The 26,856-nt window shown below is 71.9% G+C and carries 28 protein-coding genes; 17 read left to right on the forward strand and 11 right to left on the reverse strand.

Annotated features, from left to right (window positions below; translation table 11 throughout):
- The first annotated feature begins 27 nt into the window (after nt 1-27).
- Nucleotides 28-441 (forward strand): DUF3592 domain-containing protein, encoded by a 414-nt coding sequence (locus tag OG322_RS22755; protein WP_329306859.1) that lies wholly within the window; start codon nt 28-30, stop codon nt 439-441.
- 63 nt (nt 442-504) lie between these two features.
- Here the strand turns inward: OG322_RS22755 and OG322_RS22760 are convergent, their stop codons facing one another.
- On the reverse strand, nt 505-978 hold the full coding sequence (locus OG322_RS22760) for a carboxymuconolactone decarboxylase family protein (RefSeq protein WP_329306860.1): 474 nt from the start codon (nt 976-978) through the stop codon (nt 505-507).
- Nucleotides 979-1,542: 564 nt separating this feature from the next.
- On the opposite strand from OG322_RS22760, the gene OG322_RS22765 reads away from it, so the two are divergent.
- Nucleotides 1,543-1,737, forward strand: a complete 195-nt coding sequence (locus tag OG322_RS22765; RefSeq protein ID WP_329306861.1) for an ArsR family transcriptional regulator — start codon at nt 1,543-1,545, stop codon at nt 1,735-1,737.
- A gap of 158 nt (nt 1,738-1,895) precedes the next feature.
- Nucleotides 1,896-2,756 carry a Bax inhibitor-1/YccA family protein gene (locus OG322_RS22770; protein ID WP_123459742.1) on the forward strand — a complete coding sequence of 287 codons (861 nt, stop codon included), beginning with the start codon at nt 1,896-1,898 and terminating at the stop codon, nt 2,754-2,756.
- 95 nt (nt 2,757-2,851) lie between these two features.
- Here the strand turns inward: OG322_RS22770 and OG322_RS22775 are convergent, their stop codons facing one another.
- Nucleotides 2,852-3,079, reverse strand: a complete 228-nt coding sequence (locus OG322_RS22775; protein ID WP_124285175.1) for a DUF4287 domain-containing protein — start codon at nt 3,077-3,079, stop codon at nt 2,852-2,854.
- A gap of 102 nt (nt 3,080-3,181) precedes the next feature.
- On the opposite strand from OG322_RS22775, the gene OG322_RS22780 reads away from it, so the two are divergent.
- Nucleotides 3,182-3,499, forward strand: a complete 318-nt coding sequence (locus tag OG322_RS22780; RefSeq protein WP_123459740.1) for a hypothetical protein — start codon at nt 3,182-3,184, stop codon at nt 3,497-3,499.
- Nucleotides 3,500-3,596: 97 nt separating this feature from the next.
- Here OG322_RS22780 and OG322_RS22785 read toward each other — a convergent pair whose 3' ends face one another.
- The 3 genes from OG322_RS22785 to OG322_RS22795 form a co-directional block, all read right to left on the reverse strand.
- Nucleotides 3,597-4,457: a hypothetical protein gene (locus OG322_RS22785; protein ID WP_185095293.1), complete on the reverse strand. Its 861-nt coding sequence runs from the start codon at nt 4,455-4,457 to the stop codon at nt 3,597-3,599.
- Nucleotides 4,458-4,784: 327 nt separating this feature from the next.
- A complete protein-coding gene (locus tag OG322_RS22790) occupies nt 4,785-6,005 on the reverse strand; it encodes an acetyl-CoA C-acetyltransferase (RefSeq protein ID WP_123459738.1) in 1,221 nt (406 codons plus the stop codon).
- A 183-nt stretch (nt 6,006-6,188) separates the two neighbouring features.
- Nucleotides 6,189-7,250, reverse strand: a complete 1,062-nt coding sequence (locus tag OG322_RS22795; protein ID WP_123459737.1) for an SGNH/GDSL hydrolase family protein — start codon at nt 7,248-7,250, stop codon at nt 6,189-6,191.
- 200 nt (nt 7,251-7,450) lie between these two features.
- Between OG322_RS22795 and OG322_RS22800 the strand changes: the two genes are divergently transcribed.
- Nucleotides 7,451-8,860 carry a cystathionine beta-synthase gene (locus OG322_RS22800; protein WP_123459736.1) on the forward strand — a complete coding sequence of 470 codons (1,410 nt, stop codon included), beginning with the start codon at nt 7,451-7,453 and terminating at the stop codon, nt 8,858-8,860.
- Nucleotides 8,861-9,228: 368 nt separating this feature from the next.
- Here the strand turns inward: OG322_RS22800 and OG322_RS22805 are convergent, their stop codons facing one another.
- Entirely contained in the window at nt 9,229-9,654 is a 426-nt protein-coding gene (locus tag OG322_RS22805) for a hypothetical protein (RefSeq protein ID WP_123459735.1), read from the reverse strand.
- Nucleotides 9,655-10,215: 561 nt separating this feature from the next.
- Between OG322_RS22805 and OG322_RS22810 the strand changes: the two genes are divergently transcribed.
- Both OG322_RS22810 and OG322_RS22815 read left to right on the forward strand, forming a co-directional pair.
- On the forward strand, nt 10,216-11,061 hold the full coding sequence (locus OG322_RS22810; RefSeq protein WP_123459734.1) for a MurR/RpiR family transcriptional regulator: 846 nt from the start codon (nt 10,216-10,218) through the stop codon (nt 11,059-11,061).
- A gap of 217 nt (nt 11,062-11,278) precedes the next feature.
- On the forward strand, nt 11,279-11,815 hold the full coding sequence (locus tag OG322_RS22815; protein ID WP_123459733.1) for a hypothetical protein: 537 nt from the start codon (nt 11,279-11,281) through the stop codon (nt 11,813-11,815).
- A gap of 8 nt (nt 11,816-11,823) precedes the next feature.
- Here the strand turns inward: OG322_RS22815 and OG322_RS22820 are convergent, their stop codons facing one another.
- The 4 genes from OG322_RS22820 to OG322_RS22835 all read right to left on the reverse strand — a co-directional run bounded on the left by OG322_RS22820 (nt 11,824) and on the right by OG322_RS22835 (nt 14,030).
- A complete protein-coding gene (locus tag OG322_RS22820) occupies nt 11,824-12,198 on the reverse strand; it encodes a hypothetical protein (RefSeq protein WP_123459732.1) in 375 nt (124 codons plus the stop codon).
- Between the two features lie 112 nt (nt 12,199-12,310).
- Nucleotides 12,311-12,781, reverse strand: a complete 471-nt coding sequence (locus OG322_RS22825) for a roadblock/LC7 domain-containing protein (protein ID WP_123459731.1) — start codon at nt 12,779-12,781, stop codon at nt 12,311-12,313.
- Between the two features lie 38 nt (nt 12,782-12,819).
- Entirely contained in the window at nt 12,820-13,611 is a 792-nt protein-coding gene (locus OG322_RS22830; protein ID WP_123459730.1) for a MarR family transcriptional regulator, read from the reverse strand.
- Nucleotides 13,608-14,030: a hypothetical protein gene (locus tag OG322_RS22835; RefSeq protein WP_124284181.1), complete on the reverse strand. Its 423-nt coding sequence runs from the start codon at nt 14,028-14,030 to the stop codon at nt 13,608-13,610. The genes OG322_RS22830 and OG322_RS22835 overlap by 4 nt, the downstream gene beginning before the upstream one ends.
- 244 nt (nt 14,031-14,274) lie before the next feature.
- Here OG322_RS22835 and hutU point away from each other — a divergent pair, with 244 nt between their 5' ends.
- From hutU to hutI, 4 genes are all read left to right on the forward strand, one after another.
- Entirely contained in the window at nt 14,275-15,936 is a 1,662-nt protein-coding gene (gene hutU, locus OG322_RS22840) for a urocanate hydratase (RefSeq protein ID WP_123459728.1), read from the forward strand.
- Between the two features lie 41 nt (nt 15,937-15,977).
- Nucleotides 15,978-17,192 (forward strand): allantoate amidohydrolase, encoded by a 1,215-nt coding sequence (locus OG322_RS22845; protein WP_329307760.1) that lies wholly within the window; start codon nt 15,978-15,980, stop codon nt 17,190-17,192.
- Nucleotides 17,189-18,616: a formimidoylglutamate deiminase gene (locus OG322_RS22850; protein WP_123461985.1), complete on the forward strand. Its 1,428-nt coding sequence runs from the start codon at nt 17,189-17,191 to the stop codon at nt 18,614-18,616. The genes OG322_RS22845 and OG322_RS22850 overlap by 4 nt, the downstream gene beginning before the upstream one ends.
- Nucleotides 18,617-18,684: 68 nt before the next feature.
- The gene (gene hutI, locus OG322_RS22855; protein ID WP_123459727.1) at nt 18,685-19,872 is read left to right on the forward strand and encodes an imidazolonepropionase; all 1,188 of its coding nucleotides are present in this window, start codon (nt 18,685-18,687) and stop codon (nt 19,870-19,872) included.
- Between the two features lie 90 nt (nt 19,873-19,962).
- Here hutI and OG322_RS22860 read toward each other — a convergent pair whose 3' ends face one another.
- Nucleotides 19,963-20,925, reverse strand: a complete 963-nt coding sequence (locus OG322_RS22860) for an RNA polymerase sigma factor SigF (RefSeq protein WP_123461983.1) — start codon at nt 20,923-20,925, stop codon at nt 19,963-19,965.
- Between the two features lie 283 nt (nt 20,926-21,208).
- Between OG322_RS22860 and OG322_RS22865 the strand changes: the two genes are divergently transcribed.
- The 6 genes from OG322_RS22865 to OG322_RS22890 all read left to right on the forward strand — a co-directional run bounded on the left by OG322_RS22865 (nt 21,209) and on the right by OG322_RS22890 (nt 26,800).
- Nucleotides 21,209-21,577 (forward strand): STAS domain-containing protein, encoded by a 369-nt coding sequence (locus tag OG322_RS22865; RefSeq protein WP_123459726.1) that lies wholly within the window; start codon nt 21,209-21,211, stop codon nt 21,575-21,577.
- Between the two features lie 228 nt (nt 21,578-21,805).
- Nucleotides 21,806-22,345 carry an ATP-binding protein gene (locus tag OG322_RS22870; protein ID WP_123459725.1) on the forward strand — a complete coding sequence of 180 codons (540 nt, stop codon included), beginning with the start codon at nt 21,806-21,808 and terminating at the stop codon, nt 22,343-22,345.
- Between the two features lie 202 nt (nt 22,346-22,547).
- Entirely contained in the window at nt 22,548-23,216 is a 669-nt protein-coding gene (locus OG322_RS22875; RefSeq protein ID WP_123459724.1) for a peptidase, read from the forward strand.
- 43 nt (nt 23,217-23,259) lie between these two features.
- Complete coding sequence (locus OG322_RS22880; RefSeq protein WP_124284178.1) at nt 23,260-24,258, forward strand: COG1470 family protein; 999 nt, start codon at nt 23,260-23,262, stop codon at nt 24,256-24,258.
- Nucleotides 24,255-25,388 carry a hypothetical protein gene (locus OG322_RS22885; RefSeq protein WP_185095292.1) on the forward strand — a complete coding sequence of 378 codons (1,134 nt, stop codon included), beginning with the start codon at nt 24,255-24,257 and terminating at the stop codon, nt 25,386-25,388. Before OG322_RS22880 ends, OG322_RS22885 begins: the two co-directional genes overlap by 4 nt.
- Nucleotides 25,389-25,426: 38 nt before the next feature.
- The gene (locus OG322_RS22890; RefSeq protein WP_266413186.1) at nt 25,427-26,800 is read left to right on the forward strand and encodes a hypothetical protein; all 1,374 of its coding nucleotides are present in this window, start codon (nt 25,427-25,429) and stop codon (nt 26,798-26,800) included.
- Nucleotides 26,801-26,856: the final 56 nt, after the last annotated feature.

Below are 26,856 nucleotides of genomic sequence, written 5' to 3' on the forward strand. Positions count from 1 at the left end.
GGCAGGCTTCGACGGACCAAGGAATCCATGAACACGTCGTACGTACTGATCGGTGTGGTCGCCCTGGTGGCGCTCAGGTCCCTGGGGCGGACCGCCCAGCAGCTGCGCGGAGCGCGCTCCGGTGTCTCCGCGCCGGCGCGCTGCATCCGTGTGTACGAGCGCGACTCGGCGACCGGCTCGTCGAACGACCGGCGGGCCTGGCACGTCTTCGCGTTCACCGCGCAGAACGGTGAGTGGGTCGAGTTCCAGGACGGCGGCAACCGGCGCTTCATCGAGGGCGCGCGGGTCACGGTGCGATACGACCCCGCCGATCCGAAGCGCACCGCCACGCTGGCCGGCAGCCCGCGCGCGGCCCTGACCGAGGGGGTCGTCGCCCTGGTCCTGATGGGGCTCGTGCTGGTGATGTTCCTGACCGGCTTCCCGGAGAACCTGTTCTCCTGACGAGCACGGGAGGCACCAAGGCCTCCCGTGCTCGGCGTACCGCTCGTCCGGGGACGCTTCGCGCTATCCGTGCCGGCCGACCTCGTAGTCGCCCGCGGGCTGCTGGGTGATCACGTTCAGGCGGTTGAAGGCGTTGATGGCGGCGATGACAAGCACCAGGGCGGCGAGCTGGTCGTCGTCGTAGTGCTTGGCGGCGTTCGCCCAGACCTCGTCCGGGACGCCACCGGCCGCGTCGGCGATACGGGTGCCCTGCTCCGCCAGCTCCAGGGCGGCGCGCTCGGCGTCGGTGAAGACGGTGGCCTCCCGCCAGGCCGCGACCAGATTGAGGCGCAGCTGGGTCTCCCCGGCGTGCGCGGCCTCCTTCGTGTGCATGTCGAGGCATCCGGCGCAGCCGTTGATCTGGCTGGCGCGGAGCTTCACCAGCTCCTGCGTCGCGAGCGGCAGCGTGGACTCCGAGAGCGCGTTGCCGGCGGCGATGATGTGCTTGAGGGCCTTGGCCGCGACCGGGCTGTCGAAGGGATTCAAACGGGCGTTCATGGTGCACTCCCTTGCAGATTCTTGGTGCCTGTACCTCTTCGACGGACCAGCTCGGCGAGACGTAACACCATTCAATGTGACGCACATCTCTCTGTCGCGCTTGTGGTGCGGTCACTCACGGGGCCCGGCCCGGGGCAAGTGGCGTACCGCGCGGGAGGCCAGGGGGAGGGTGGCTGCGGCGGCGGAGACGATGCCGGCCGCCCCGGCGACGCGGTCCGGACTGGCCGCGCCGCCGGGCGCTGCTGGAACGGGACGTCAGCCACCGGGCGGGACTGCTGGCCGCCTACGGCTGGCCCCGCGCCCTCCAGCAGATGAACCGCCGCAGCGCCTGGGTCGGCGCGGACGCGATCCGCTTCAGCGACCAGCCCGGACCGGACCGCGTCGTCGGCGAGGACGGAATGCTGTTCGTGCCGGTCTGTGTGACGAGCGGCACCTGGCTCTCCGAGGAGCAGCCCGCCCGGTACGCCCCTGGTCTACCCGGCCCGCGCGTCCGCTGCCGCCGCCACCGGCCGGCCGGAGCCCGCCCACGCCCTGGAACGGCTGATCGGCACCGGCCGCGCCGCCGTGCTCCACGAGCTGGAACGCCCTGCCACCAGCACCGAACTCGCCCTCCACTTCAGCCAGTCGCTCGGCACCGTCGGAGGGCACCTGGCCGTCCTGCGCGACGCCGGCCTGATCTCCGGTACGAGAGTCGGCCGGCGTGTCGTCAACCGGCGCACCGGCGCCGGCGATCTCCTCGCCGGACGGCCCGCGCCCTGATCAGGGGCCGTGCGCGGCCGGGGTATTCCCACCGCCGGGTCCGCCGTCCGGCCCCTGAGGAGGATCGGGGAAAGATCCTCCCCTGGCACTAGGGAGTTTGTTTTGCCTACCCATTACTCTTGTCCCAAGGCCGCGCAGGGTGGCCATGGAGGAGTGAGATGAGGAGCAGCAACCCGGTCTTCTCGCGACGGGGCTTCAGCCGCGACAACGGTTACGCGAACTTCAACGCGGCACCGCAGGCCGGGGCCCCAGTAGCGGGTGCCAACCCATACGCCACCAACCCCTACGCCCAGCCGGACGCCCAGTACGGCGCCCCGCAGGCGCCGGCGCGTTCCGGTGTGATGACGATCGACGACGTCGTCACCCGTACGGCGCTGACGCTGGGCACGGTCGTGGCCGGTGCCGCCGTCGCCTGGGCTCTGCTCCCGGTCGACGAGGCCAACCTCAACAAGTCGTACGGCATCGCGATCGGCGCCGCGCTGATCGCCTTCGTGCTGTCGCTCGTCCAGTCCTTCAAGCGCACCCCGGTCCCCGCGCTGATCATCGCGTACGCGGCCTTCGAGGGCGTGTTCCTCGGGGTCATCTCCAGCGCGGTCAGCACGTACATCGGACCGGGCGTCGTGATGCAGGCGGTGATGGGCACCATGTGTGTCTTCGCCGGTGTGCTGTTCGCGTACAAGATGCGCTGGATCCGCGTCACCCGCCGGTTCTACGGCTTCGTGATGGCGGCCGCCATGGGCTTCATGCTCCTGATGGTGGTCAACCTGCTGTTCGCCGCCTTCGGCGGCGGTGACGGCCTCGGCTTCCGCAGCGGCGGCCTCGGCATCCTCTTCGGTGTCATCGGCATCGTCCTCGGCGCGTGCTTCCTGGCCCTGGACTTCAAGCAGGTCGAGGACGGCATCGCGTACGGCGCCCCCCGCGAGGAGTCCTGGCTGGCGGCCTTCGGCCTCACCATGACCCTGGTGTGGATCTACCTGGAGATGCTGCGCCTGCTCTCCATCCTCAGCGGCGACGACTAGACCCGTCGGATCATCGGATCCGCCGCGAAACGCGAACGGCCCGCAGGCTCCCTCGACGGAGCCTGCGGGCCGTTCACGTATCGCGGTGACGGGGGCTACAGAAGTCGGCGGGCCGCTCTTCGCAGGTCGTACTCGTGGATGATCGCCTTCGCGTGTCCATGGGCGAGGTCGTGTTCGCTCCGCAGCCGGCTGACCTTCTCCTCGAAGCGGAGAGCGGGGCCGTCCTCGACGGTGCGGAGCCGGTCGGAGATCTCACGACCGGTGCAGTGCGGGATTCTGGAGAGCAGATGGCGATGGGCCTCTTCGGAGGAGACCCGGGACATCGGCGCCTCCGAGGCGTTGTGCGCGGTACTGGTCCTTTTCGGCACCGTGCCTGAGCGTCGGCCCGTTGGCAACCGTCCCGGAGGGGCGCGTAGGGTCGCGGAGTGCTCGATACGACGCCCCTGATCATTGCCGTGGACCGATTCGCCGACCGGCTGCGTGCCGCCCCGCAGAGCAGGCTGCAGCGGGGAGCGGCGGCCGAAGGGCTGGCCGTGGCCAGGCAATTGGCGGTGCGGGCTCAGCGCATCGAGACGCCGGACCGGGAGCCGAGGACCATGCCGGACGCCGGGATATTCGCGATCGGCGACCAACTCGCGGTCGCGGGGCGGGATCTGGCCGTGGCACTGGAAATGGCCCCGCCGGCGGAGCTGGACGAGGCCGTGCAGTTCGTCGAGGAAGCGAGCGCGCGGGCGTTCGCCTAGGCAACAGGCGATGGGCGCTCGTTGCGTGCGGTGTGCCGGGGCAGCGGCCGGCGAGGGTCACTGTGCCGGGGGAGGGGCCGGACGACCGGTCCGCGGGCTAGAAGCTCGCGATGACGCGGTCGGCCAGTATGTACACGTTCTCCCTGCCGCACGAGAACGTCAGCGCGTACGCACCGGAGACCCCGGAACCGCCCAGCAGCACCGGGTGCTCACCGGACCGCAGCGACTCGGCCAGCCGCTCGGCCGTCTCCCGGTGGCCGGGGGTCATGCAGAGCGTGGTGCCGTCGGCGAAGACGTAGACGTCGAGGGTGCCGAGCGGGCCGGGCCGCACGTCGGAGAGTTCCGTACGGCTGTCGGCGAGCTCTTCCAGACGGTTCACCGTACGCTCGTGATCGGTGACAACGGGTGTCTGCACCGGCACGAAGTCGGGGTGCGAGGGATGGCGGCGACGGGCCGCGGCCAGCTCGGGGGAGTCCTCGGCGAACTCCGCGATCTCGGGGAACTCGGTGATGTCGGCCAGCTCGGCCAGTTCCGTCAGCTCCTCCAGCGCCTCGGCGGCGTCGAGGTCCATCGCCTCCAGGCCGGCGAAGTCCGCCTGGCGCGGCATGAAGAACGGGGCGTCCTCGCCGATCCCGGCCAGACCGCCCAGCAGGGACGGGGCGTCGGCGGCGTCGCGCGCCTCCTGCGAGGCCCAGAAGGCCCGCGCCTCGGCGAGCTCGCGCTCCCGCTCCTCGGCCAGCGCCTCGGCGACCGCCGCGCGTATTTCCGCGGCAGGGGTGGCGTCGTTACGGCTCTGGGCGGGGACGGTGGCGGCCTGGGCGCGGCCGTCGGCCAGCTCCCTTCGAAGGGCCGATACCTGCTTACTCAGCCCGTGAGCGGCGTGCAGAGCAGCGGCGCCCACGGCCGTGGCAGCGGCGGTGGTCAGCAACAGGGCAAGAGGCATGGCGCTCACTGACATACTCCCGGTTTCAATCGATCCCCCGACTTCCTACATCAGCTTGGCCTGTACCGGCACCATGTGTCAGTGCATTACGTCACGAATTGGACAGGTCTTTGTGCCTGAGGTTTAGCCCTGATGTGGGTGTGACCTGCGGGAATGACTCTCCCCCAGGAGATAGGTCACATCCTGGGGGAGATTCGGTCACGGTCGGGGCTCGGAACCGGCCACGCAGGCCGGTCCGGAAGGCCCGAAAGGCCCGAAGGGCCCGGCGGGCGGGCCCGGTGGCAGGCCCCTTCCGGCCGTGCGCGGCCGGTCGCCGACGCGTTCAGCGGGACGCGGCGATGCTCAGCTCAGTCGCTCGATGACCATCGCCATGCCCTGGCCGCCGCCCACGCACATCGTCTCCAGGCCGAACTGCTTGTCGTGGAACTGCAGGCTGTTGATCAGCGTGCCGGTGATCCGCGCGCCGGTCATGCCGAAGGGGTGGCCGACGGCGATGGCGCCACCGTTGACGTTGACCTTGTCCAGCGGCAGGCCGAGGTCACGGTAGGACGGGATCACCTGGGCGGCGAAGGCCTCGTTGATCTCGGCCAGGTCGATGTCGTCGATGCTCAGCCCGGCCCGCTTCAGCGCCTGCCTGCTCGCCTCGACCGGTCCGTAGCCCATGATCTCGGGGGAGAGGCCACTGACACCGGTGGAGACGATCCGGGCCAGCGGGGTCAGACCCAGCTCACGCGCCTTGGTGTCGGACATGATCACCAGCGCCGCGGCGCCGTCGTTGAGCGGGCAGCAGTTGCCCGCGGTGACCAGGCCGTCGGGGCGGAAGACCGGCTTCAGGCCCTGCACGCCCTCCAGGGTGACGCCCGCACGCGGACCGTCGTCCTTGGAGACCACCGTGCCGTCCGGCGTCGTCACCGGGGTGATCTCGCGCTCCCAGAAGCCGTTCTTGAGGGCTTCCTCGGCCAGGTTCTGCGACCGGACGCCGAACTCGTCCATGTCCTGGCGGGTGACGCCCTTGGTCCGGGCCAGGTTCTCCGCGGTCTGCCCCATCGAGATGTAGGCGTCCGGCACCAGACCGTCCTCGCGCGGGTCGTGCCAGCTCGCACCGGACTCCTCGGCGCGGGCCGCGGTGCGGGCCTCGGCGTCGGCGAACAGCGGGTTGTGGGTGTCCGGCCAGCTGTCGGAGTTGCCCTTGGCGAACCGGGACACCATCTCGACACCGGCCGAGATGAACACGTCGCCCTCGCCGGCCTTGATGGCGTGCAGCGCCATGCGGCTGGTCTGCAGGGAAGAGGAGCAGTAGCGGGTGACCGTGCAGCCGGGAAGGTGGTCCATCCCCATCTGTACGGCGATGATGCGGCCCAGGTTGTTGCCCTGCTCGCCGCCGGGGAGGCCGCAGCCGAGCATCAGGTCGTCGATGTCCTTGGGGTCCAGCTCGGGGACCTTGGCCAGTGCGGTCTGGATGATCGTGGCGGTCAGGTCGTCCGACCGCAGGTCCTTCAGCGAGCCCTTGAAGGCCCGGCCGATGGGGGAACGGGCAGCAGAGACGATCACGGCTTCGGGCATCACGCGGCTCCATGAGGGCTGGAAGGCTGTCTGGCTGGACTGCTCTGGAAGTTACCCGGACGTACTGCTGAGGTCACCCGACAGGGCGTGTGATGCGGGCCTCTTTTCTAAGCGACCGCTCAGTCAGCCGGCGGTGACCGTGGCGGTGCTGGCGGTGGTCGTGGTGGCGGTGCGGCACCCCGCTCATACGTGCCGGGGCGAGGTGCCCGTGTCGGTGCCCGGACGCCGGTCCACCCGGGTGGAGCCGCCCTGCTCCCCGGGCGGCCCCAGCTGCGGATGCGGATGCGGTTCCGTGGCCGCGGGCAGACGCCGCCGCCTGCGGTGCTTGAGGAGCGCCCAGGGTGCCCGCGCCCCGGTCACCTCCGTACCGGCCTCCCTGGCCGCCTGGGAGGCCGCCTTGGCCACCGGCAGCATGTCCTCGCGCCGGGCGCCCTCCAGGCGGTCGGACTCCGGCCACAGCCCGAGCACCGCGCAGACGGTCGGCAGCAGCGCCATCGCGGCCGTCGCGTAGCCCTCGGCCGAGGGGTGGTAGTTGTCCGGGCCGAACAGCTCCCGCGGGTTCGCCTCGAACTCCGGGCCCAGCAGGTCGCCCAGCGACACCGTGCGCCCGCCCTGCTCCACCGAACCGATCGTCTGCGCCGCCGCCAGCTGCCGGCTCGCCCGCCGGGCCAGCCACCGCAGCGGCTGGTAGACCGGCTCGATCGTGCCCAGGTCCGGGCAGGTGCCGACCACCACCTCGGCCCCCGACGTACGCAGCCTGCGCACCGCCGTGGTCAGACAGCGCACCGACTGCGTCGCGGGCATCCGGTGCGTCACATCGTTCGCCCCGATCATGATCACGCAGATGTCCGGGGCCCGGGACGGATCCGCCAGCAGCAGTGAGACCTGCCGCTCCAGATCGTCCGACCGGGCTCCCGGCTGCGCGACATTGCGCAGATCCACCGGCCGCTCCGAGACGGCCGCCAGCCCCGAGGCCAGCAGCGCCCCGGGTGTCTGCCCGGCCCGCCGTACGCCCTGCCCGGCCGCCGTGGAATCCCCCAGCAGCACCAGTTGCAGCGGGGCCGACCCTCCGGCGAACGCCACTCCGTACCGCCCGTCCGCACTCGGCGGGACCGGTGCGCTGCCGCCGCCCACCAGCCGCTTCGCCAGCTGAACCTCCGCCAGCACGACGCCTACCGCCGCAGCGCCCAGCAGCCCGACGCTGCCGCCGCCGTAGGCCGCGCCCGCCGCGATCCGCCGTGCCACCCTCGCTCTCGACACAGTCCGGTCCACCTCCTCGTTGCCCTGCGGCCTCCCCCACGATTGCCTGCGGCGTCGTGGGGGAGGCCGATACCGCCGTACACAGAGCTAACTGCCCCCAAGGCACCGTCGTTCAATCGCTTCGCCCATTCCCGCCCCCGTACGCATACTCTTGCCGCACCATCTCGGAGACCCCGGAGTACACGGTGCAATTCCACGATTCGATGATCAGCCTCGTAGGCAACACCCCGCTGGTGAGGCTGCGCAGTGTGACGGCCGGCATCCAGGCGACGGTCCTGGCCAAGGTCGAGTACTTCAACCCCGGCGGCTCGGTCAAGGACCGGATCGCCCTTCGCATGATCGAGGCCGCCGAACAGAGCGGCGAGCTGCAGCCCGGAGGCACGATCGTCGAGCCGACGAGCGGCAACACGGGCGTCGGCCTGGCGATCGTCGCGCAGCAGAAGGGCTACAAGTGCATCTTCGTCTGCCCGGACAAGGTGTCCACGGACAAGATCAATGTGCTGCGCGCCTACGGGGCCGAGGTCGTCGTCTGCCCGACGGCGGTCGACCCCGACCACCCGGACTCCTACTACAACGTCTCCGACCGGCTGGTCCGTGAGACGCCCGGAGCCTGGAAGCCCGACCAGTACTCCAACCCGAACAACCCGCGCTCCCACTACGAGACCACCGGTCCCGAGCTGTGGGAGCAGACGGACGGGAAGATCACCCACTTCGTGGCGGGGGTCGGCACCGGCGGCACGATCAGCGGCACCGGCCGCTATCTGAAGGACGCCAGCGGCGGCGCGGTCAAGGTCATCGGCGCGGACCCGGAGGGATCGGTCTACTCGGGCGGCTCCGGCCGGCCGTATCTGGTCGAGGGCGTCGGCGAGGACTTCTGGCCGACGGCGTACGACCGGACGGTCACCGACGAGATCGTCGCCGTGTCCGACAAGGACTCCTTCCAGATGACCCGCCGGCTCGCCAAGGAGGAGGGCCTGCTGGTCGGCGGCTCCTGCGGCATGGCGGTCGTCGGCGCCCTGGAGGTCGCGAAGCGGCTGGGGCCGGACGACGTGGTCGTCGTCCTGCTCCCGGACAGCGGGCGCGGCTACCTGAGCAAGATCTTCAACGACGAATGGATGGCGGACTACGGCTTCCTGGAGGACACCGGTCCCTCCGCACGCGTCGCGGACGTCCTCGACTACAAGGAGGGCCCGATCCCGACGCTCGTCCACATGCACCCGGAGGAGACCGTCGGCGAGGCGATCGACGTCCTGCGCGAGTACGGCGTCTCGCAGATGCCGATCGTGAAGCCGGGCGCGGGCCATCCGGACGTCATGGCCGCCGAGGTCATCGGCTCGGTGGTCGAGCGGGACCTGCTGAACGCGCTCTTCGCCCAGCGCGCCTCGCTCACCGACCCGCTGGAGAAGCACATGTCGTTGCCGCTGCCGCAGGTCGGCTCCGGCGAACCGGTCGAGGACCTGATGGCGGTGCTCGGCGGTACGGGCGCGGCGGACGCGGCGATCGTGCTGGTGGAGGGCAAGCCCAAGGGCGTGGTCAGCAGGCAGGACCTGCTGGCCTTCCTCGCCAAGGACGCGGCAGCGGTCACCAAGCCGTAGACCGGGCCCGCGGGAGAAGACGCAGGCCGGGCCCGCGGGAGGAGCCCGCGCGCGGGCTTCGCGAAAACGGTACGAGCGCGACACGTACCCGCAGCACCGGCTTAACACGGCTCGGGCAGATTGGTGGGTGTCGGCAGGGAAACCCGCCGGCACCTGTACGGCGACACGGACTACGGAGCGGCTCCCGGACCTCCACTGTCGCCCGGATGCGAGACCGGCCCTGACCCGGACCGCGTCCCTCGCGGGGACCGCCGTCGTCCCGCCCCCTGGGAAACCGGGGGTGCGGCGGTCTCCGCGATACATCTGTGCACGGGGACCGCCGCGCCGTCCCGCTCTCCGGTCCGAGGCCGTCCGGTTCCCGCCGCCGCTCAGTCCTCCCAGTCGGACTTCTGCCCCTCGACGTCCCGGCGCCGGAAGAGCCGCCCGCCGCGGGCGACCTGGAAGGCGTTGACACCGACGATCCCGAGCCAGGCCACGACCAGCCCCTGGATGCCCGCGTTGGCGACACCGATGGCCGACAGCGGGATGGCCAGGACCAGCGAGATGATCGCGAATCCGTACTGCTCACCGAAGTGCCCCGCGGGGGGCTCCGGCGAACTCGCCCCCCGGGCGACGACGATCTGCTGCTCCGCGAGATGACGCCTGACCCGCCGGTCGAGCGTGCTGTCGAGCCGCTGCTCCACCTTCTCCAGGAACGACTCGACGAGCGCGGACTCGTACTCGGCCCCCAGCTCGCTGCGGGCCTGAAGGGTGGCGTCGAGTTCCTTCTTGAGCTCGGTGTCGGGTGCGTCCATATCCCTACGGTACGAAGCCGGGGCGGCCGGGTCAGTGGGGCTAACCCCCCTGTTTGTACGGGGGATCGGCGCTGTGCCGGCCGCGGGGGCGGGACTGCCCGGAGAGGGAGGCACACCGGCTCCTCCCCTGCCGGGCGGGTGATCGTCCTGTTCCGGCGCTGAGACGCCGACGCGAGGAACTCGTGGGGGCCGTCGCCTGGTTCCCCGGCCCGCTCCCCGGCCTCCCGCCGCCGAATCGGCGGGCCGGCTGCTACGGCCCGCGCCGCAGCAGGTTGATGATGGTCACGGGACGGTTACGCGCGTACGGTAGCGGGCCGCCGGGCCGCCGGTCCGCCGGACACCGAAGGCCGTGATTGATCCAGGAGTGATCACCGCTCCCCCGCAGGCCCGCGACGGGCTTGGGGGCGGCGCAGGCCGAGCCGGCAGCGGGCGGAGCTTCTGTGAGCCGTCCGGGCCGGGGCCGGAACGCGGCCGTCTGCATATGGACATGCAGACGCCTTGCTGGCTGAATGGATTCGTCGGTGCCGGACCGCGGCGCGACGGATCTACCGAGGGGACAGGATGAGCGGGAGCAGCCCGGCCGCGAGGTTGCAGCAGCTGTTCGAGGGGCGCAGGCTCACCCCCACCCAGCGGCGCATCGCGCACTCGATGGTGCGAAGGGCCGGCGACGCCCCGTTCCTGTCCAGCGTCGAGCTGGCCGAGCTGGCCGGGGTGAGCCAGCCCTCCGTCACCCGGTTCGCCGTGGCGCTCGGCTTCGACGGCTACCCCGCGCTGCGCAGACATCTGCGCGAGGTCACCCCGGCCGGACCTGTCGCGGGCACCGGGCAGGACACGTACAACGAGTACCAGCAGGCGGTGCTCGCCGAGATCGAGAACCTGCGCCACCTCGCCGAACTGCTCGCCGACCCGGGCCCGGTCGAGCGGGCCGGGCGGCTGCTCGCCGCCTCGCGTCCACTGCCCGTGCTCGGGCTGCGCGCCGCGTCCTCGCAGGCCCGGGGCTTCGGGTACTTCGCCGCCAAGGTCCACCCCGACGTCCGGGTGCTCGACGAGGGCGGCAGCATGCTGCACGACCGGATCGACGCCGCCCGCCGGGCCGGGGCCAGTGCGCTGATCTGCTTCGCGCTGCCGCGCCACCCGAGGGAGGTCGTGGACGCCCTCGCGTACGCGCGGGAACAGGGGCTGACCGTGGTATCGGTCGCGGACTCCGCCTTCGCCCCGGTGGCCGGCCACAGCGATCTGCTGATCCCGGCCGCCGTCGGGACCGGGCTCGCCTTCGACACGGCCTGCGCCCCGATGCTGCTCGGGCGGGTGCTCCTGGAGTCCATGTGCGACGCCCTGCCGGACGCGCAGGCGCGGCTGGAGGAGTTCGACGCGAGGGCGGCGGCGCGGGGCCTGTTCATCGAGTGAACCGCGCGGCCACGCGCGCCCCCGCGCAGCACGACGGCTCCCGGTCGCCGCTCGGGTCCGGCTCCTGATCCGTGTCCCGGGCGCCGCTCGGGCACGCGCCTCGATCCGTTTCTCAGGCATCGCTCATGTACGGCCCCTAATCTGCGCCCACGGAACGAGCACAGGGCCCGTCGGAAGGGGTACGGACGTGGGGCGCGGAGCGCAGTCGTTGGCGAGAGTGGCCGTGATCGTACGGGCCGGCGCGGCACCGATGTGGTGGCCGGGGCTGCTCGCCGCGGCCATCGGGGCACTGGTGCCGGGGCTCACCGGCCGGCGCATCGGACTGCTGACCGGGGCCGCGCTGTTCCTGGTCACGATGGCCGTCGTGGCTTCGGCGCGCGGCAAGCGGTACACCGCACTCGCCCGGGGCGCCACCCGGGCGGGCCGCGCCGACTTCCTCCAGGACCGGGCCGTGACGGTACGCAACTGGCGTCGCGGGCACCGATGGTGGCTGCTCGGGGCGTTCCTCGTGGCCGTCGCGAGCGCGTTCGTGCTGCCCGGGGCGGGCGGGCTGCTGCTCGCGGGGGCCGGGGCCGGGCTCTGGGCCAAGGCCGTCCGGATCGGGCAGCGGGAGCGCCGGGACGACGCCCTGTACTGGGTCCGTACGGACTGGGTGGAGCGCGGGCGGCCCGCAGGCAAGCGGGTCGAGGCGTACCGGACGACGGGGCCGGTGGCGGGGGACGCCGCGCCCGGTGGGGCGCGGCGCTCCCGCTGACCGGCCGGTCAGACCTCCAGATCGGCCTCGATCTTCTTCAGCTTGTGGCGGGCCATGGCCAGGTTGGCTCGGCTGGAGTCCAGCACCAGGTAGAGGAACAGGCCGTTGCTGCCACGGGTCTTGAGCAACCGGATCAGGTGGTACTGGGTGCCCAGGGTGATCAGGATGTCCTCGATCTCGTCCTGGATGCCCAGGTGTTCCATGGTGCGGAGCTTGGCGCGTACGACGTCGGTGTTGCCGGCCGCGGCGACCTCCAGGTTGAATTCCTTGCCGCCGCCGAGGGTGCCCAGCGCCATGCCGCTCGTGTAGTCGACGAGGGCGACACCGACGGTGCCCTCGATGGACGTCATCGCTTCCTTCAGTGACGCTTCGGTGTTCGCCATGAGTGCTTGATTCCTTTCCCTGACCGGCCGCGATGACCGGTTCCGTTTCTGTGGGGTGAGGCTCTGTGCGGTGCGGATGGCGGGCCGCGTTGTCAGGGGGCGGCCGGCCGCGTCATGTCGTGCGGTGGGGCAGGGTGCCGGGCTCCTGCGGGGTGCGTGGTCCGGGCGGCCGTGTGCCGGGTGCCGGCTGCGGGGTGCGTTCCAGCGCGGCGTCGACGAGCTGACCGATCCTGGTGCCGGCCCGGCGGCCCTCCAGATGGAGCCTGCCGACGTTGATCCGGTCCTCGGCCAGCAGCGTCAGTACGGCCGACGATCCCGCGGCGTACGCCGCGATGTAGCCCGTCTCGCCCCGTACGAGCAGTTCGCGGAAGCCGCCCCGGCCGGTCGCCTCCGTCATCCGGATCGAGACGCCGAGCGCGGCCGCGGTCAGTGCGGCGACCCCTTCGGCCTCCACCCCCGGGGTGTCATGGGCGAGAACGAGTCCGTCGGTGCTGGCCGCCAGGGCGCCGGCGAGGAGCGGCACCCGCGCCCGCAGCCGCTGGAGTTCGGCCAGGACGTTCTGGACTTCGGCCTCGGGCACCATCAGCTGTCTCCTCCCGGCACGCTGTCTGAGCGCGCGTATCACAGGGCCTCCAATGCGTCTCGGAGCCGGCGCAACAGGGCGACGTCGGGATCGGCCGTGACCTCGGGCAGCTCGATCCGGGCGGTCGCGGGGGCGGCCGGGCCGGTCGGCTCCCGGACCGCTTCCACCAGCCCGGAGGCGGCCAGCCGGCGCAGGTCGACCAGGGTGTGGAACGCCGATCTGCCCAGCTCCTGGGCGATGTCCGTCGCGGTGCACACCCCGTCCACGCGCTCCAGTACCCGGTGCTGGCGCGGTGGTACGGGGGAGTCGAGCGGGCGGCCGGTCCGTACGAGCGGGGCGCTGTCGCCCGCCGCATCGGGCCAGATCCGGTCCAGCAGCTCGCGGCGCCGGAGCGTCTCGCGCTGCACGGCGTCCACGGGCACGGGGCGGACCGGGCCGATCCAGTGGGCGACCCCGTAACGGAAGCGGGCCGGGGTCCGGGTCGGGGCGAGGGCGAAGAACGCCGCGTCGTACAGCGCCCCCAGGTGGCACAGCTCCAGCGCGCCGCCCGCCACCCGGCCGCTGTCCACGAGGTAGCGGCCGACCCGCTGTCCGGCGCCCGCCTGGGCGACCGCGTCCCACCAGCCGTCGCGGTGCAGCGCGCCGCCCCGGGTGAGCAGGACGTCGATACCGGGCGTGGCCGGGCTCTCGGCGTGCACCACCTTGCCGTCGGCGAGGTAGAGGGTGCCGCGGTCGCGCATCAGGGCGCCGGTGGCCCGTTCGGCGGCGAGGCGCTGGAGCATGGGCGAGAGCGCGGCGGCGGGGGAGGGCGCGGGGGCGGTCGTTCTCATGCCAGGACCAGCCGCTCGGCCATCTCGCCCAGCCGTATCCGGGCCAGGGCCAGATTGCCCTCCGCGCGGTCCAGCCACAGGTGGAGGAAGACGCTGCTGTCGAAGTCCGTCTCGACGAACCGGAGGATGTGGTACCCGGCCCGGGTGGTGACGATGACGTCCTCGACCGGGCACGCCGTTCCCGTAACACCCGTACTGTCGGCGGCGGTTGGCGGCTGCGGTAATCCGAGGGCGAAGGCGGGCTGCTCGGCCGCCATCCGTGCCACCTCGGCCGTCTCGGCGGCGGTGGCCTCGTGATCGCCGTTGGGCGAGTCACCGATGGTGCCGAGGGCGAGACCGCTCGTCCAGTCGACCACGGCGGCACCACGGGCACCGGGCAGTCTCATGGCGTCGAGCAGGCACTCGTCGATTCCGGGCACGCGGACTCCCCTCCGACGCTGCGTGCGGCTGTGACCCTGAGGTTACGCAACGTGCTCACGCCTGGTGGAGGTTCTGGCATTTTCCACAGGTACATGCAGGTGGCGGTGGGAAAATGCCCCGCCGCACGCCGGAGGGGGGCCGTCCGGACGCCGGTCGGGACCGGGGTGCGCCGCCCTGTTGACTGGAGCTATTCAGCCGATCAAGATGTGAATAGAAAATTCACAGTCGCGAGGAGGCATTGCCATGTCAGGACCCCGCCCCGTACGGGCACCGCGCGGTACCGACCTGAGCGCCCTGGGATGGCAGCAGGAAGCCGCGCTGCGGATGCTGCAGAACAACCTGGACCCCGAGGTCGCCGAGCACCCCGACAAGCTCGTCGTCTACGGCGGCACCGGCAAGGCGGCCCGCGACTGGCGCTCCTTCGACGCGATGGTGCGCACGCTGCAGACGCTCAAGCAGGACGAGACGATGCTCGTCCAGTCCGGGCGGCCGGTCGGCGTCATGCAGACGCACGAGTGGGCCCCGCGGGTCCTGATCGCCAACTCCAACCTCGTCGGCGACTGGGCGAACTGGGAGGAGTTCCGCCGCCTGGAGGCGCTCGGGCTCACCATGTACGGCCAGATGACCGCCGGATCGTGGATCTACATCGGCACCCAGGGCATCCTGCAGGGCACGTACGAGACCTTCGCCGCCGTCGCCGCGAAGAAGTTCGGCGGGACGCTGGCCGGGACGATCACGCTGACCGCCGGGCTCGGCGGCATGGGCGGCGCCCAGCCGCTCGCCGTGACGATGAACGACGGCGTCGCGATCTGTATCGACTGCGACCCGCGCGCCATCGAGCGCCGCATCGAGCACCGCTTCCTGGACGTGCGCGCCGACTCCCTGGAGCACGCGCTCCAGCTCGCGGTCGAGGCACGGGACGCGCGCAGGCCGCTCTCCATCGGCCTGCTCGGCAACGCCGCGGAGCTGCTGCCGCGGATGCTCGCCGAGGGCGCCCCGGTCGACATCGTCACCGACCAGACCAGCGCGCACGACCCGCTCGCCTATCTGCCGCTCGGGGTCGACTTCGACGACATGGCCGACTACGCCACCGAGAAGCCCGCCGACTTCACCCTGCGCGCCCGTGAGTCGATGGCGAAGCACGTCGAGGCGATGGTCGGCTTCATGGACGCGGGGGCCGAGGTCTTCGACTACGGCAACTCGATCCGCGGCGAGGCCCAGCTCGCGGGCTACGGCCGGGCCTTCGACTTCCCGGGCTTCGTGCCCGCGTACATCCGGCCGCTCTTCTGCGAGGGCAAGGGCCCGTTCCGCTGGGCGGCCCTGTCCGGCGAGGCGTCCGACATCCACAAGACCGACAAGGCGATGCTCGAACTCTTCCCGGAGAACGAGTCGCTGCACCGCTGGATCAAGATGGCCGGCGAGCGCGTCCAGTTCCAGGGGCTGCCCGCCCGCATCTGCTGGCTCGGCTACGGCGAGCGGGACCGGGCCGGCGAGCGGTTCAACGACATGGTGGCGAGCGGTGAGCTGGCCGCACCGCTGGCCATCGGGCGCGACCACCTGGACTGCGGGTCCGTGGCCTCCCCGTACCGGGAGACCGAGGCCATGCTCGACGGGTCCGACGCGATCGCCGACTGGCCGCTGCTGAACGCGATGGTCAACGTGGCGTCGGGGGCGTCCTGGGTCTCCATCCACCACGGCGGCGGCGTGGGCATGGGTCGCTCCATCCACGCGGGCCAGGTGACGGTGGCCGACGGTACGAAGCTGGCCGGCGAGAAGATCCGCCGGGTGCTGACGAACGACCCGGGCATGGGCGTCATCCGGCACGTGGACGCGGGGTACGACATCGCGGAGTCGGTCGCCTCCGACAAGGGTGTGCGGGTGCCGATGCGGGAGGACGGGGCGTGACGGCGCCGGGCGGACACCGGCCGGCCCCGTCCTTCCAGGAGATGTGGCGGGAGCTCGCTCCCATCGGACGGCACCCGGACAGCGGCGGCTACCGCCGTTACGCCTGGACCTCCGCCGACACCGACTGCCGCACGTGGTTCCGGGCGCAGGCCGAGGCGCGCGGGCTGACTCCGGAGACCGACCGCAACGGCAACCAGTGGGCCTGGCTCGGCGACCCCCTGGCCGGGGACGCCGTCGTCACCGGGTCGCACCTCGACTCGGTGCCGGACGGCGGGGCTTTCGACGGGCCGCTCGGGGTCGTCTCCTCCTTCGCCGCGCTCGATGAACTCCGCCGCAGGGGGGTGGAGTTCACCAGACCGCTGGCCATCACCAACTTCGGCGACGAGGAAGGCGCCCGCTTCGGCCTCGCCTGCGTCGGCTCCCGGCTCGCCGCCGGGCAGCTGACCGTCGAGGCCGCGCACCGGCTGCGGGACGGGGACGGTGTCACGCTCCCGCAGGCCTTGGCGGCGGCCGGGTACGACCCCGACGCCATCGGGCCCGACCCCGAACGGCTCGCCCGCATCGGCGCGTTCGTCGAGCTCCACGTCGAGCAGGGCCGCGCCCTCGACCTCACCGGCGACCCCGTCGGCATCGCCTCCGCGATCTGGCCGCACGGACGCTGGCGGTTCGACTTCCGGGGCGAGGCCAACCACGCGGGCACCACCCGGCTCGCCGACCGGCGCGACCCGATGCTCACGTACGCCGAGACGGTGCTGGCCGCCCGCCGGGAGGCGGAGCTGGCCGGCGCCCTCGCCACCTTCGGCAAGATCGCCGTCGAGCCGAACGGCGTCAACGCCATCCCCTCCCTCGTGCGCGGCTGGCTCGACTCCCGGGCCGCCGACCAGGACACCCTGGACACCGTCGTCACCGGGATCGAGCGGGCCGCCCGGGAACACGCCGAACGGGCCGGGATCGATCTCGACGTCGTACGGGAGTCCTTCACACCCGTCGTGGAGTTCCAGCACGCCCTGCGCGACGAGCTGGGCATGATCCTGAAGGGTGCCGCCACCCGTGGCGACGGCCGCGCCGCGCCCGTACTCGGCACCGGAGCGGGACACGATGCGGGTATTTTGTCCGCTTCGGCCCCTACCGCCATGCTGTTCGTCCGGAACCCCACCGGGATCTCGCACTCGCCGGCCGAGCACGCCGCCGAGGACGACTGCGTGGCCGGGGTGATCGCACTCGCCGATGTACTGGAAGGTCTCGCGTGCCGATGACAACGGAGCCGACGGGCAGGCCGACAGCCGAGCCCGCGACGGAGCCCGCAACGGAGCCGACCGGCAGGCCCGGCACCGTGACGTACTGGCTCTCCCATGCCTGGCTCGGCACCCATGTCGAACCGGGGGTCGTCCTGGAGGTGTCCGGCGGGCTGATCACCGGGGTGCGGACCGGAGCCGGCTCCCCGCCGACCGGCGCCACCGTGCTGCACGGGCTCACCCTGCCCGGTCTCGCCAACACCCACTCGCACGCCTTCCACCGCGCCCTGCGCTCCACCGTCCAGGTCGGCTCCGGCACCTTCTGGACCTGGCGCGAGACCATGTACCAGGTCGCGGCCCGGCTCACCCCCGACACGTACTACGAACTGGCCCGTGCGGTGTACGCCGAGATGGCGCTGGCCGGCATCACCGCGGTCGGCGAATTCCACTATCTGCACCATGCGCCCGGCGGCACCCCGTACGACGACCCGAACGCGATGGGCGCGGCCCTGATCGCGGCCGCGCGTGAGGCCGGCATCCGGATCACACTGCTGGACACCGCCTATCTCGCCGCCGGGTTCGGCAGCCGGCCCTCCCAGTACCTGAAGCCCGACCGGCACCAGATGCGCTTCTCCGACACCACCGCCGAGGCCTGGGCCGAGCGCGTCTCCCTCCTCAAGGGCGACGAACACGCCCTGATCGGCGCCGCCGTCCACTCCGTGCGCGCCGTGCCCGCCGCGCAGCTCGCCACCGTCGCGGCATGGGCGCAGGAGAGGCAGGCGCCGCTCCATGTCCACCTCTCCGAGCAGACCGCGGAGAACGACGCCTGCCTCGCCGTCCACGGCTGCACCCCCACCCGGCTCCTCGCCGACCACGGGGTACTCGGCCCGCGCACCACCGGCGTCCACAACACCCATCTCACCGATGAGGACATCGCGCTGATCGGCTCCACGGCCACCGGCACCTGCATGTGCCCGACCACCGAACGCGATCTCGCCGACGGCATCGGCCCCGCCGTCGCCCTCCAGCGGGCCGGCTCCCCGCTCTCGCTGGGCAGCGACAGCCACGCGGTGATCGACCTCTTCGAGGAGGCCCGTGCGATGGAGCTCAACGAGCGCCTGCGCACCCGGACCCGCGGCCACTGGACCGCCTCCGCGCTGCTGCGCGCCGCCTCCGCCGACGGGCACGCCGCGCTCGGCCGGCCCGACGCGGGCATCCTCGAACCGGGTGCGCCCGCCGACCTGGCGACCATCGCCCTGGACTCCGTCAGAACAGCGGGGCCGGTACCCAGACTGGCTGCCGAAACAGCCGTATTCGCCGCCTCCGCGGCCGATGTGCGCCATACGGTGGTCGCCGGACGGCACATCGTGCGCGACGGACATCACGCGCTGGTCGCCGACGTCCCCGCAGCACTCGCGAAGGCCATCGCGGCCCTGCACCGCTGAGCGGCCCCGAGAAGCCGCCCGGCCCCGCGCCCCCGCCGAAGCCGACACGCAAGGAGAGCAGTCCCCCGATGACGACGACCGCCATCACCCACATCGCCGCACTGGTCACCAACGACCCCTCCCTCGGTGACAATTCCCCCCTCGGACTGATCCAGGACGCGGCCGTCGTCATCGAGGGCGACCGGGTCGTCTGGACCGGTGAATCCAGCAAAGCACCCGCCACTGACAACGCCGTCGACGCCGCAGGCCGGGCCGTGATCCCCGGCTTCGTCGACTCCCACTCCCACCTCCTCTTCGCGGGCGACCGCACCCAGGAGTTCAACGCCCGGATGTCCGGCCGGGCCTACACCGCGGGCGGCATCCGCACCACCGTCGCGGCCACCCGCGCCGCCACCGACGAGGAGCTCTCCGCCAACGTCGCCCGCTACCTCGCCGAGGCGCTGCGCCAGGGCACCACGACCTTCGAGACCAAGTCCGGCTACGGCCTCACCGTCCAGGACGAGGCCCGCGCCCTGCGCATCGCGGCCCGCCACACCGACGAGGTCACCTTCCTGGGCGCCCACATCGTCTCGCCGGACTACGCCGACGACCCGGCCGGATACGTCGACCTGGTCACCGGCCCGATGCTCGACGCCTGCGCCCCGTACGCCCGTTGGATCGACGTCTTCTGCGAGAAGGGCGCCTTCGACGGCGACCAGGCCCGCGCCGTCCTCACCGCGGGCCGCGCCAAGGGCCTGCACCCCCGCGTCCACGCCAACCAGCTCGGCCACGGTCCGGGCGTCCAGCTCGCCGTCGAACTCGACGCGGCGTCCGCCGACCACTGCACCCACCTCACCGACGCCGACATCGACGCCCTGGCCCAGTCCGCCACCGTCGCCACGCTGCTCCCCGGTGCCGAGTTCTCCACCCGCGCCACCTGGCCCGACGCCCGCCGCATCCTCGACGCGGGCGCCACCGTCGCGCTCTCCACGGACTGCAACCCGGGCTCCTCGTTCACCTCGTCCATGCCGTTCTGCATCGCACTCGCCGTGCGCGACATGGGCATGACCCCCGACGAGGCCCTCTGGTCCGCCACCGCGGGCGGCGCCGCGGCCCTGCGGCGTACCGACATCGGGCGCATCGGCCCCGGCGCCCGCGCCGACCTGGTCGTCCTGGACGCACCCAGCCATGTCCACCTCGCCTACCGGCCCGGCGTACCGCTGGTGCACGAGGTCTGGCGGCGCGGTGAACGCACGGGCGCCCGGAAGCACGGCTGATGTCACGTCAACAACGCGGAAGGACCTGCCCTTCGTCGGGGCAGGTCCTTGTGTCCGGCAGTCCTCGCGAGCGCGTTGCGAGGTGCCCGCTCATTCCTCCAGCGTCAGGCCCTTGCGGAGCTTGACCAGGGTGCGGGAGAGCAGCCGTGAGACGTGCATCTGCGAGATGCCGAGCTCCTCGCCGATCTCCGACTGCGTCATGTTGGCGACGAACCGCAGCGAGAGGATGGTCCGGTCGCGGCCGGGCAGCGAGGCGATCAGCGGCTTCAGGGACTCGACGTACTCGATGCCCTCCAGTCCGTGGTCCTCGTAGCCGATCCGGTCGGCCAGCGCGCCGTCGTTCTCGTCCTCCTCGGGCTTGGCGTCCAGCGAGCTCGCGGTGTACGCGTTGCTCGCGGCCATGCCTTCGACGACTTCTTCGTTGCTGATACCCAGGCGGTGGGCGAGCTCGCCCACGGTGGGCGAGCGGTCCAGCTGCTGGGCGAGCTCGTCGCCCGCCTTGGCCAGGTCGAGCCGGAGCTCCTGGAGGCGCCGCGGTACGCGCACGGACCAGCTGGTGTCGCGGAAGAAGCGCTTGATCTCACCGACGATGGTCGGCATCGCGAAGGTCGGGAACTCGACGCCCCGGCTGAGCTCGAAGCGGTCGATCGCCTTGATCAGGCCGATGGTGCCGACCTGGATGATGTCCTCCATCGGTTCGCTGCGGGAGCGGAACCGGGAGGCGGCGAACTTGACCAGGGCCATGTTCAGCTCGACGAGCGTGTTGCGTACGTAGGAGTACCCGTGGGTGCCCTCTTCGAGGGATTCGAGCCGGGCGAAGAGCGTCTTCGAGAGCGCCCTGGCGTCCAGCGGGCCCATTTCGGCGATGGGCGGGATCTCGGGAAGGTCCGCGAGTGCGCCGGTGGTGATTTCGGTATCGCTGTGGTCACTGCTGGTGGTGCTGTTGCGCGTACCGTCCGGGACGGTCGCGACAGGGGAGTCTGATTCGGTCAGTCCCTGAGGACATACTGACGTCGCGTTGTGGGTACGCGGTTCGTCGAGCCGGGGTGACATGGTCTCCTCCATCGTTCTCGGCATATGGCTGCCGATGCCCATACGTGTTCCTGCGGTGAAGCGGCGCCTCCAAAGCCGGCCAAGTTTTGAGTGTCCCCCTACCCTTACCCGGTCCGTGTGGCTCGTTACAAGCTCCAATTGCCGCTATATGTCCGGTTTGTTGAGGTCTTCGGCTACCGCGTGGCGCACGGAACGCGTACTGTTTCAAGAACGTCAGCGACAGCTGCAACGCATCTGCACGCACAGTGATGCGGACAGTGACGAACGGTGAAGAGGGACGGGCATGGACCGCGGGACGGTCGGCAGTGCGAACCGGGGAAGGCTTCAGGTCGAAGCCCGGACCGTGGGCCGCAGCGAGGTTGTGACGCCGGCGGGCGAGCTTGATCACCACACGGCCGATCTGCTGCGCGAGCCCCTGGAGAGCGCGGTCGAGCAAGGGCGCGCGCGCCTGGTGGTGGACTGCTCGCAACTCGAATTCTGTGATTCCACCGGGCTGAATGTGCTGCTCGGTGCCCGCCTCAAGGCGGAGGCGGCCGGGGGAGGGGTCCATTTGGCCGGAATGCTGCCGGTGGTGGCACGGGTATTCGAGATCACCGGGGCCGAGGCGGTTTTCACCGTTCACGGCTCCCTCGAAGAGGCCCTGGAAGACTGATCGCGGTGCGTTTCACCGCCCCTGAAGCCTGGTGTGTTGCGAGTGTCACGCGATCCACATGGGTGAAGTGGGTGTTGTCACGATTCGGCCGGGCAGGAGACACCCCGGCGAGCCCTCGGTGAGCTGCACGCTCCGTATCCGTCCGGTGCCTGTATTCAGTGTCCGTATCTGTATTCGTATCTGTATCTGTTCGATGGCGACATGGTCAATCGGTGAGGTGAAGCGCTGATGAGCACCACCCGGCAGCATCCGCCGGGCGACCTCGGCCGCGAGCCGGAGGGCGCAGGCGTGGGTGCACACACCGACGCGGACGCACCCGCGGACGCGGGCGTCGGCGCTTCCTCCGACGGGTCCGTCGAGCGGCGGTGGCACACGCTGTCGCTGCGGCAGGTCAGCGGCATCGTGCCGACGGCCCGCGATTTCGCCCGTCAGGCACTCCATGAATGGGGCTGGCTCCCCGCCTCGACCGCCGACCGCCGTGCGGCCGCCGAGGATGTCCTGCTGGTCGTCTCCGAGCTGGTCACCAACGCGTGCCTGCACGCGGAGGGCCCCGAGGAAATCCGTATCGGGTGCACGCCGAAGGCGCTGCGGGTCGAGGTCGTCGACGGTGGCGCGGGACAGCCCGCGCCACGTACCCCGCACCGGGCCGGCCGGCCCGGCGGGCACGGCATGTTCATCGTGCAGCGGCTCTGCCTGGACTGGGGAGTCGTACGGGTGCCGGGCGAACCCGGCAAGACCGTCTGGGCGGAGCTGGCCGCCCCCGCGTAGCCGCCCGCAGGTTTCCCTGCCTGCCCCGGGGCCGTACCCCCCGGGCCCCACGCCCCTTGAAGAGCGCGCCGGATCGGCGCGCTCTTTGTCTTCCCTCCACAAGGCCCCGGGCGTACCTTGAGCGCCAAATCTGATGTGTCGTCAGCTATTTGGGCCGCGCGGAAGCGGCGCACGGCGACTCCCGGCAGGAGGGGAATTCGAGGTGTCGTACCAGAAGCGAACAGCTCTCGCGCTGGCGTCCGGGCTGGCGGGGGCGGTGGTGCTGATGGCCGCGCCCGCCGCTCACGCGACGGTCGTCGACGTCAACTACCAGTGCAAGACCCCGATCGGGGACAAGGCCGCCGTGTCGCCCATCGACATCAAGAGCGTCAAGAGCGGCAGCGGCTACAAGCTCACGATGTCCTTCCAGAAGGGCGTCTCCTCCAGCCCGGTCGAACTGGGCAAGGGGGCGATGAGCCCCAGCGCGGTGATCAAGGTGGGCGGCGCCGACCCGGGCCAGGTCCAGGTCGCCGGAGCGGCCAACTCGGCCGCGATCCCCGCCAACAGCCCCATCAAGATCAGTGACCTTTCGGGGACGTACACCCCGAAGAAGAGCGGAAAGGTCGACTTCACCGCCGGGGTGCTCACCATCAAGGCACTCGGTACGACGACGACCTGCACCCCGTCCAACAACCCGGGCCCCTCGCTCTCCCTCGACGTCAAGGCCGCCGGCGCAGGCGCGCAGAGCGCACCGGATGCCAACGCCTCGCTGCCGAAGACCGGCCCGCTCGACTCGGCGGTGGCGCTCGGCACGCTCGGCGGCACCGTGCTGCTGACCGGCGCGGCCGGGGTGCTGTGGCTGACCAGGCGCGGGCAGCGGGCCACGGGCTGACCCCCGCGAACCGCCGCCGCCGTCACGCACCAGGGAGCCGCCCATGCCGCCGTTGACCGGTCATGCCACCCGATTCGCCCTTGCCGTACCGCTGCTCGCCGCCCTGTGGTGGGCCGTCGCCATGACCGCGGCGGCCGGTGCCGGCGAGCACCCGGCCGCCCCGGCGTGGACGGCGCAGCCCGCGGCGAACGGCGCGGGCCGGGACGGCGGGAGACCGTACTTCTACCTGGAGGGCCTGCCCGGCAGCGTCCTCCAGGACCGCCTCTCGGTCACCAACCCGGGCCCGGAGCCGGTGACCGTACGGCTGCGCGGCGCCGACGCGTACAACACCGCGAAGGGCGGCTTCGCGGTACGCGGCGCGCACGGCTCCACCGGTACCGGGGCCTGGCTGCGGACGGCCGCCACCGAGGTGACCGTGCCCGGCCGGACCCGTGCGCAGGTGCCCGTCTCCGTCACCGTGCCCCAGGACGCACTGCCCGGTGACCACCCGGGCGCGATCGTCGCCGAGAGCGGCGGCCGCTCGGTGGGCGTCCGGGTCCAGCTGCGGGTCGGCGGGCCGACGCTGGCCGCGCTCACGGTCGAGGACGTCACGGTGTCCGGGCGGGCCATCCACTACACCCTGGTCAACCGGGGCAACGCGGTTCTCGCGCCCCGTCTCGCCGTCAGCGCCGACGGGGTGTTCGGCACCCTGCTGCGACGCGGCGCCCGCACCCTGCCCGTCGAGCTGCTGCCCGGACAGCGGGTACGGCTCGCCGAACCGTGGCGGGACACCCCCGCCCTCGACTCCGCCACCGTCCGGCTGCGCGTCACGGCGGCGGGCGGCGCGCACAGCGAGGCCACGGCCCCGGCGCTCTTCGTCCCGTGGGTGCCGGTGACCGGGGGCGCGCTGCTGCTCCTGGCCGGGGCCGCCGCTGGTACGTACGCCCACCGGCGCCGGCGAGGAGCACGGCGGAGCGGGCGCGACGACGGGGCCGTCCCGTCACCTGACCATCAACAGCATTCCGACGAGAGGCACTTGGTGAAGGCGGGAGCGGAATCGTGACTGGACGGACCGGACCGGCGGCACTCCGGAGCGGCGGCCGCGGGCGGGCGGCCCTGCTGCTCGCCGCACTGCTGGCCGCGATACTGCCCGCCCTGCTGCTGACCGCGACCGGCGCCCACGCCACCGGCCGCAGCGCGGCGGACCCGAAACCGGCGGTCACGCTCTCCGGGAAGCAGGCGGGCAAGGGCGGCGAGATCACCGTCAAGGGCAGCGGCTGGCGGGCGAACACCCTGCTGATGATGCTGGTCTGCGGGCAGTCCAGCCCCGCCCGCGGGGTGATCGGCGGGACCAACTCCTGCGCCAACGCGGACGGCCGCGCCGTCACCACCGACTCCAAGGGCGCGTTCGCCAAGAAGCTGCCGGTCGCGGAGCCGCCCGTACCCTGCCCCTGCGTGGTGCACGTCGCCACGGTCACCGGGGACCAGTCCGTGGCCGACGCCGGGTTCGTCGTCGCCGGGCACCCCGTCGCCGCACTGCCCAAGCAGACCGGTGACGGAAAGCTCGCCGTCCTCGCCACCACCCGGCTGGAGGGCGACAGCACCATCCTCACCTGGTTCGGCGCCCCGGCATCGCGCCGTCTCGTCCTGACCGTCGGCAATCTGGGCTCCGCCGCGGTCAAGGACCCGGTCTTCGAGGTCGGCACCGCACACGGCGTCTACGCCCCGCAGTGGGAGGACCGGCAGTGGCGCGGCACCATCGAGCCCGGCCGCAAGGCGCGGATCGAGCTGCCCGTCGAGCTGACGGCGGGCGCCCACGGCGACTACCAGGTCTCGCTGAAGTACGGCACGAAGGTGCTGGCCGAACAGCCCTGGGGGGTCGGCCGCCCGTGGGGCGTGACGCTCTTCTGGATCCTGCTCTGCCTCGTCGTGCCCGCCGCCGTGTTCCGTATCGGCATGGCGGTCGTCGACAAGGTACGGCCGCGCTCCGCGCACGCGGCGGCCCGGTCGCGGCGGGGCCCCGACCGGTTCGCCGATGTGACGGCCCGGTTGCCGAGGCTGCGGCGGGCACCCGCGCCGTCCGAGGGCCCCGCGCCCGCGACGGGCGCGAGCACCACCACGGCCGCGTTGCCGTGGTTCAACCCTGATTCCGCACCGTCAGAGCACAGACCGACGACGAAGGGACATTCGTGAGTACGCAACGCAGGACGGTCGCGGCGGGAGTCGCGATGATGATCGGCGGGGCGGGCATGCTGTTCGCCGCCAGCCCTGCCCAGGCCGCCGACATCTCGTACAAGACGGAGTGCATACCCCCGGCCATCTCCGGACTGCCGGCCGTCCAGGGCACCACCCAGGTGCAGCTGACCGCACCCGCCGAGGCGAAGGTCGGGGACACCGTCGAGGTGGTGTGGAAGACGGTCGCGGCCGCCTCCAGGAACCCCGACGTCCTGGACCTGGACAAGGACACCGTCCAGCCGACCGGCACGGTCAAGCTGGGCGGCGCCGCCAGTGGCGACCTGAAGATGGAGGGGCCGCGGCAGAACCCGCCGATCCCCAAGAACTCCGCGATGATCCTGCCGGACATGAAGGGATCGCTGAAGCTGGAGAAGGCGGGTGACCTCACGCTGACGCCGGACGGGTACAACATCAACGTCTCCAAGCCGATCTCGACGGACACCAAGTGCTCCCCGAAGGAGACGGTGAAGCCGGGCGCGACGATCAAGGTCACGGACGGCGGCGGGGGCACGACCGGCGGCACGGACGCCGGGGGCACGACCGCCGGCGGGACGACTGCCGGGGGCACGACTGCCGGGGGCACGACCGCCGGTGGGACGACGGCGGGTGGCACGACCAGCGCAGGCGGTACCGACACCGGGGGCACGGCCACCGGTGGCGACACCGGCGGTACGGACGCCGGGGGCGCCACCGCAGGATCCGGCGGCACCGGCGGTGCCACCGACTTCCCGGGCAAGGAGGTCGCCGTCAACTTCACCTGCAAGTCGCCCGGCCCGCCCGACATCGCCTCCAAGGTGACGATCAACGCCAAGAAGAACGGCGGCAGCTACGGGCTCACGGTCAAGACGGCCAAGGGCGTGATGGAGAGCCCGGCGGACCTGCCCGCGGGCGCGCTCAAGCCGTCCATGCAGATCGTCATCGGCGGCGCCGACAAGGGCTCCGTGGCCGTCAAGGGACCGGGGAACCCCGAGCCCCTGAAGACGGGCAAGCCGGTCGACCTGCCCGACATGACCGGTACGTACAAGCCGGGGGCCTCCGGCAAGTCCACCCTCACCCCGGGCACCCTGACGATCGACGTCACGCTCGGCGTCTCGAAGATCAACATCCCGTGCACGGTCAAGGGCGCCGCGAAGGCGTCGCTCGAACTCGACACCACCGCCCAGCAGGGCGGTGCGTCCGGCGGTGACACCGCGGGCTCCGGCGGAGCGGCGGCGGCCGGCGGCACGGCCTCCGGCGGCGGCCTCGCGGCCACCGGCGCCGAGGACAACGGCGCCCTGCGCGCACTCGGCCTGGTCGCCGGCACGGCGATCCTGCTGGGCGGCGCGGTGTTCACGTTCACCCCGTGGCGCAGGCTGCGGTCCGGCCGGTGAGCTGAACCCGTACGGCACAAAGGCAAGGGGCCTTCGCACCGCTCGGTGCGAAGGCC

It is taken from the genome of Streptomyces sp. NBC_01260, from assembly GCF_036226405.1.
Taxonomy (GTDB): Bacteria; Actinomycetota; Actinomycetes; order Streptomycetales; family Streptomycetaceae; genus Streptomyces; species Streptomyces laculatispora.

What these genes read in the sequence shown, in the direction of transcription:
- OG322_RS22755 (WP_329306859.1), top strand. Translation starts at nt 28, where the DNA reads ATGAACACGTCGTACGTACTGATCGGTGTGGTCGCCCTGGTGGCGCTC.
- OG322_RS22760 (WP_329306860.1), bottom strand. Translation starts at nt 978, where the DNA reads ATGAACGCCCGTTTGAATCCCTTCGACAGCCCGGTCGCGGCCAAGGCC.
- OG322_RS22770 (WP_123459742.1), top strand. Translation starts at nt 1,896, where the DNA reads ATGAGGAGCAGCAACCCGGTCTTCTCGCGACGGGGCTTCAGCCGCGAC.
- OG322_RS22775 (WP_124285175.1), bottom strand. Translation starts at nt 3,079, where the DNA reads ATGTCCCGGGTCTCCTCCGAAGAGGCCCATCGCCATCTGCTCTCCAGA.
- OG322_RS22785 (WP_185095293.1), bottom strand. Translation starts at nt 4,457, where the DNA reads ATGTCAGTGAGCGCCATGCCTCTTGCCCTGTTGCTGACCACCGCCGCT.
- OG322_RS22790 (WP_123459738.1), bottom strand. Translation starts at nt 6,005, where the DNA reads ATGCCCGAAGCCGTGATCGTCTCTGCTGCCCGTTCCCCCATCGGCCGG.
- OG322_RS22805 (WP_123459735.1), bottom strand. Translation starts at nt 9,654, where the DNA reads ATGGACGCACCCGACACCGAGCTCAAGAAGGAACTCGACGCCACCCTT.
- OG322_RS22810 (WP_123459734.1), top strand. Translation starts at nt 10,216, where the DNA reads ATGAGCGGGAGCAGCCCGGCCGCGAGGTTGCAGCAGCTGTTCGAGGGG.
- OG322_RS22820 (WP_123459732.1), bottom strand. Translation starts at nt 12,198, where the DNA reads ATGGCGAACACCGAAGCGTCACTGAAGGAAGCGATGACGTCCATCGAG.
- OG322_RS22825 (WP_123459731.1), bottom strand. Translation starts at nt 12,781, where the DNA reads ATGGTGCCCGAGGCCGAAGTCCAGAACGTCCTGGCCGAACTCCAGCGG.
- OG322_RS22830 (WP_123459730.1), bottom strand. Translation starts at nt 13,611, where the DNA reads ATGAGAACGACCGCCCCCGCGCCCTCCCCCGCCGCCGCGCTCTCGCCC.
- hutU (WP_123459728.1), top strand. Translation starts at nt 14,275, where the DNA reads ATGTCAGGACCCCGCCCCGTACGGGCACCGCGCGGTACCGACCTGAGC.
- OG322_RS22845 (WP_329307760.1), top strand. Translation starts at nt 15,978, where the DNA reads ATGTGGCGGGAGCTCGCTCCCATCGGACGGCACCCGGACAGCGGCGGC.
- OG322_RS22850 (WP_123461985.1), top strand. Translation starts at nt 17,189, where the DNA reads ATGACAACGGAGCCGACGGGCAGGCCGACAGCCGAGCCCGCGACGGAG.
- hutI (WP_123459727.1), top strand. Translation starts at nt 18,685, where the DNA reads ATGACGACGACCGCCATCACCCACATCGCCGCACTGGTCACCAACGAC.
- OG322_RS22860 (WP_123461983.1), bottom strand. Translation starts at nt 20,925, where the DNA reads ATGTCACCCCGGCTCGACGAACCGCGTACCCACAACGCGACGTCAGTA.
- OG322_RS22865 (WP_123459726.1), top strand. Translation starts at nt 21,209, where the DNA reads ATGGACCGCGGGACGGTCGGCAGTGCGAACCGGGGAAGGCTTCAGGTC.
- OG322_RS22870 (WP_123459725.1), top strand. Translation starts at nt 21,806, where the DNA reads ATGAGCACCACCCGGCAGCATCCGCCGGGCGACCTCGGCCGCGAGCCG.
- OG322_RS22880 (WP_124284178.1), top strand. Translation starts at nt 23,260, where the DNA reads ATGCCGCCGTTGACCGGTCATGCCACCCGATTCGCCCTTGCCGTACCG.
- OG322_RS22890 (WP_266413186.1), top strand. Translation starts at nt 25,427, where the DNA reads ATGATCGGCGGGGCGGGCATGCTGTTCGCCGCCAGCCCTGCCCAGGCC.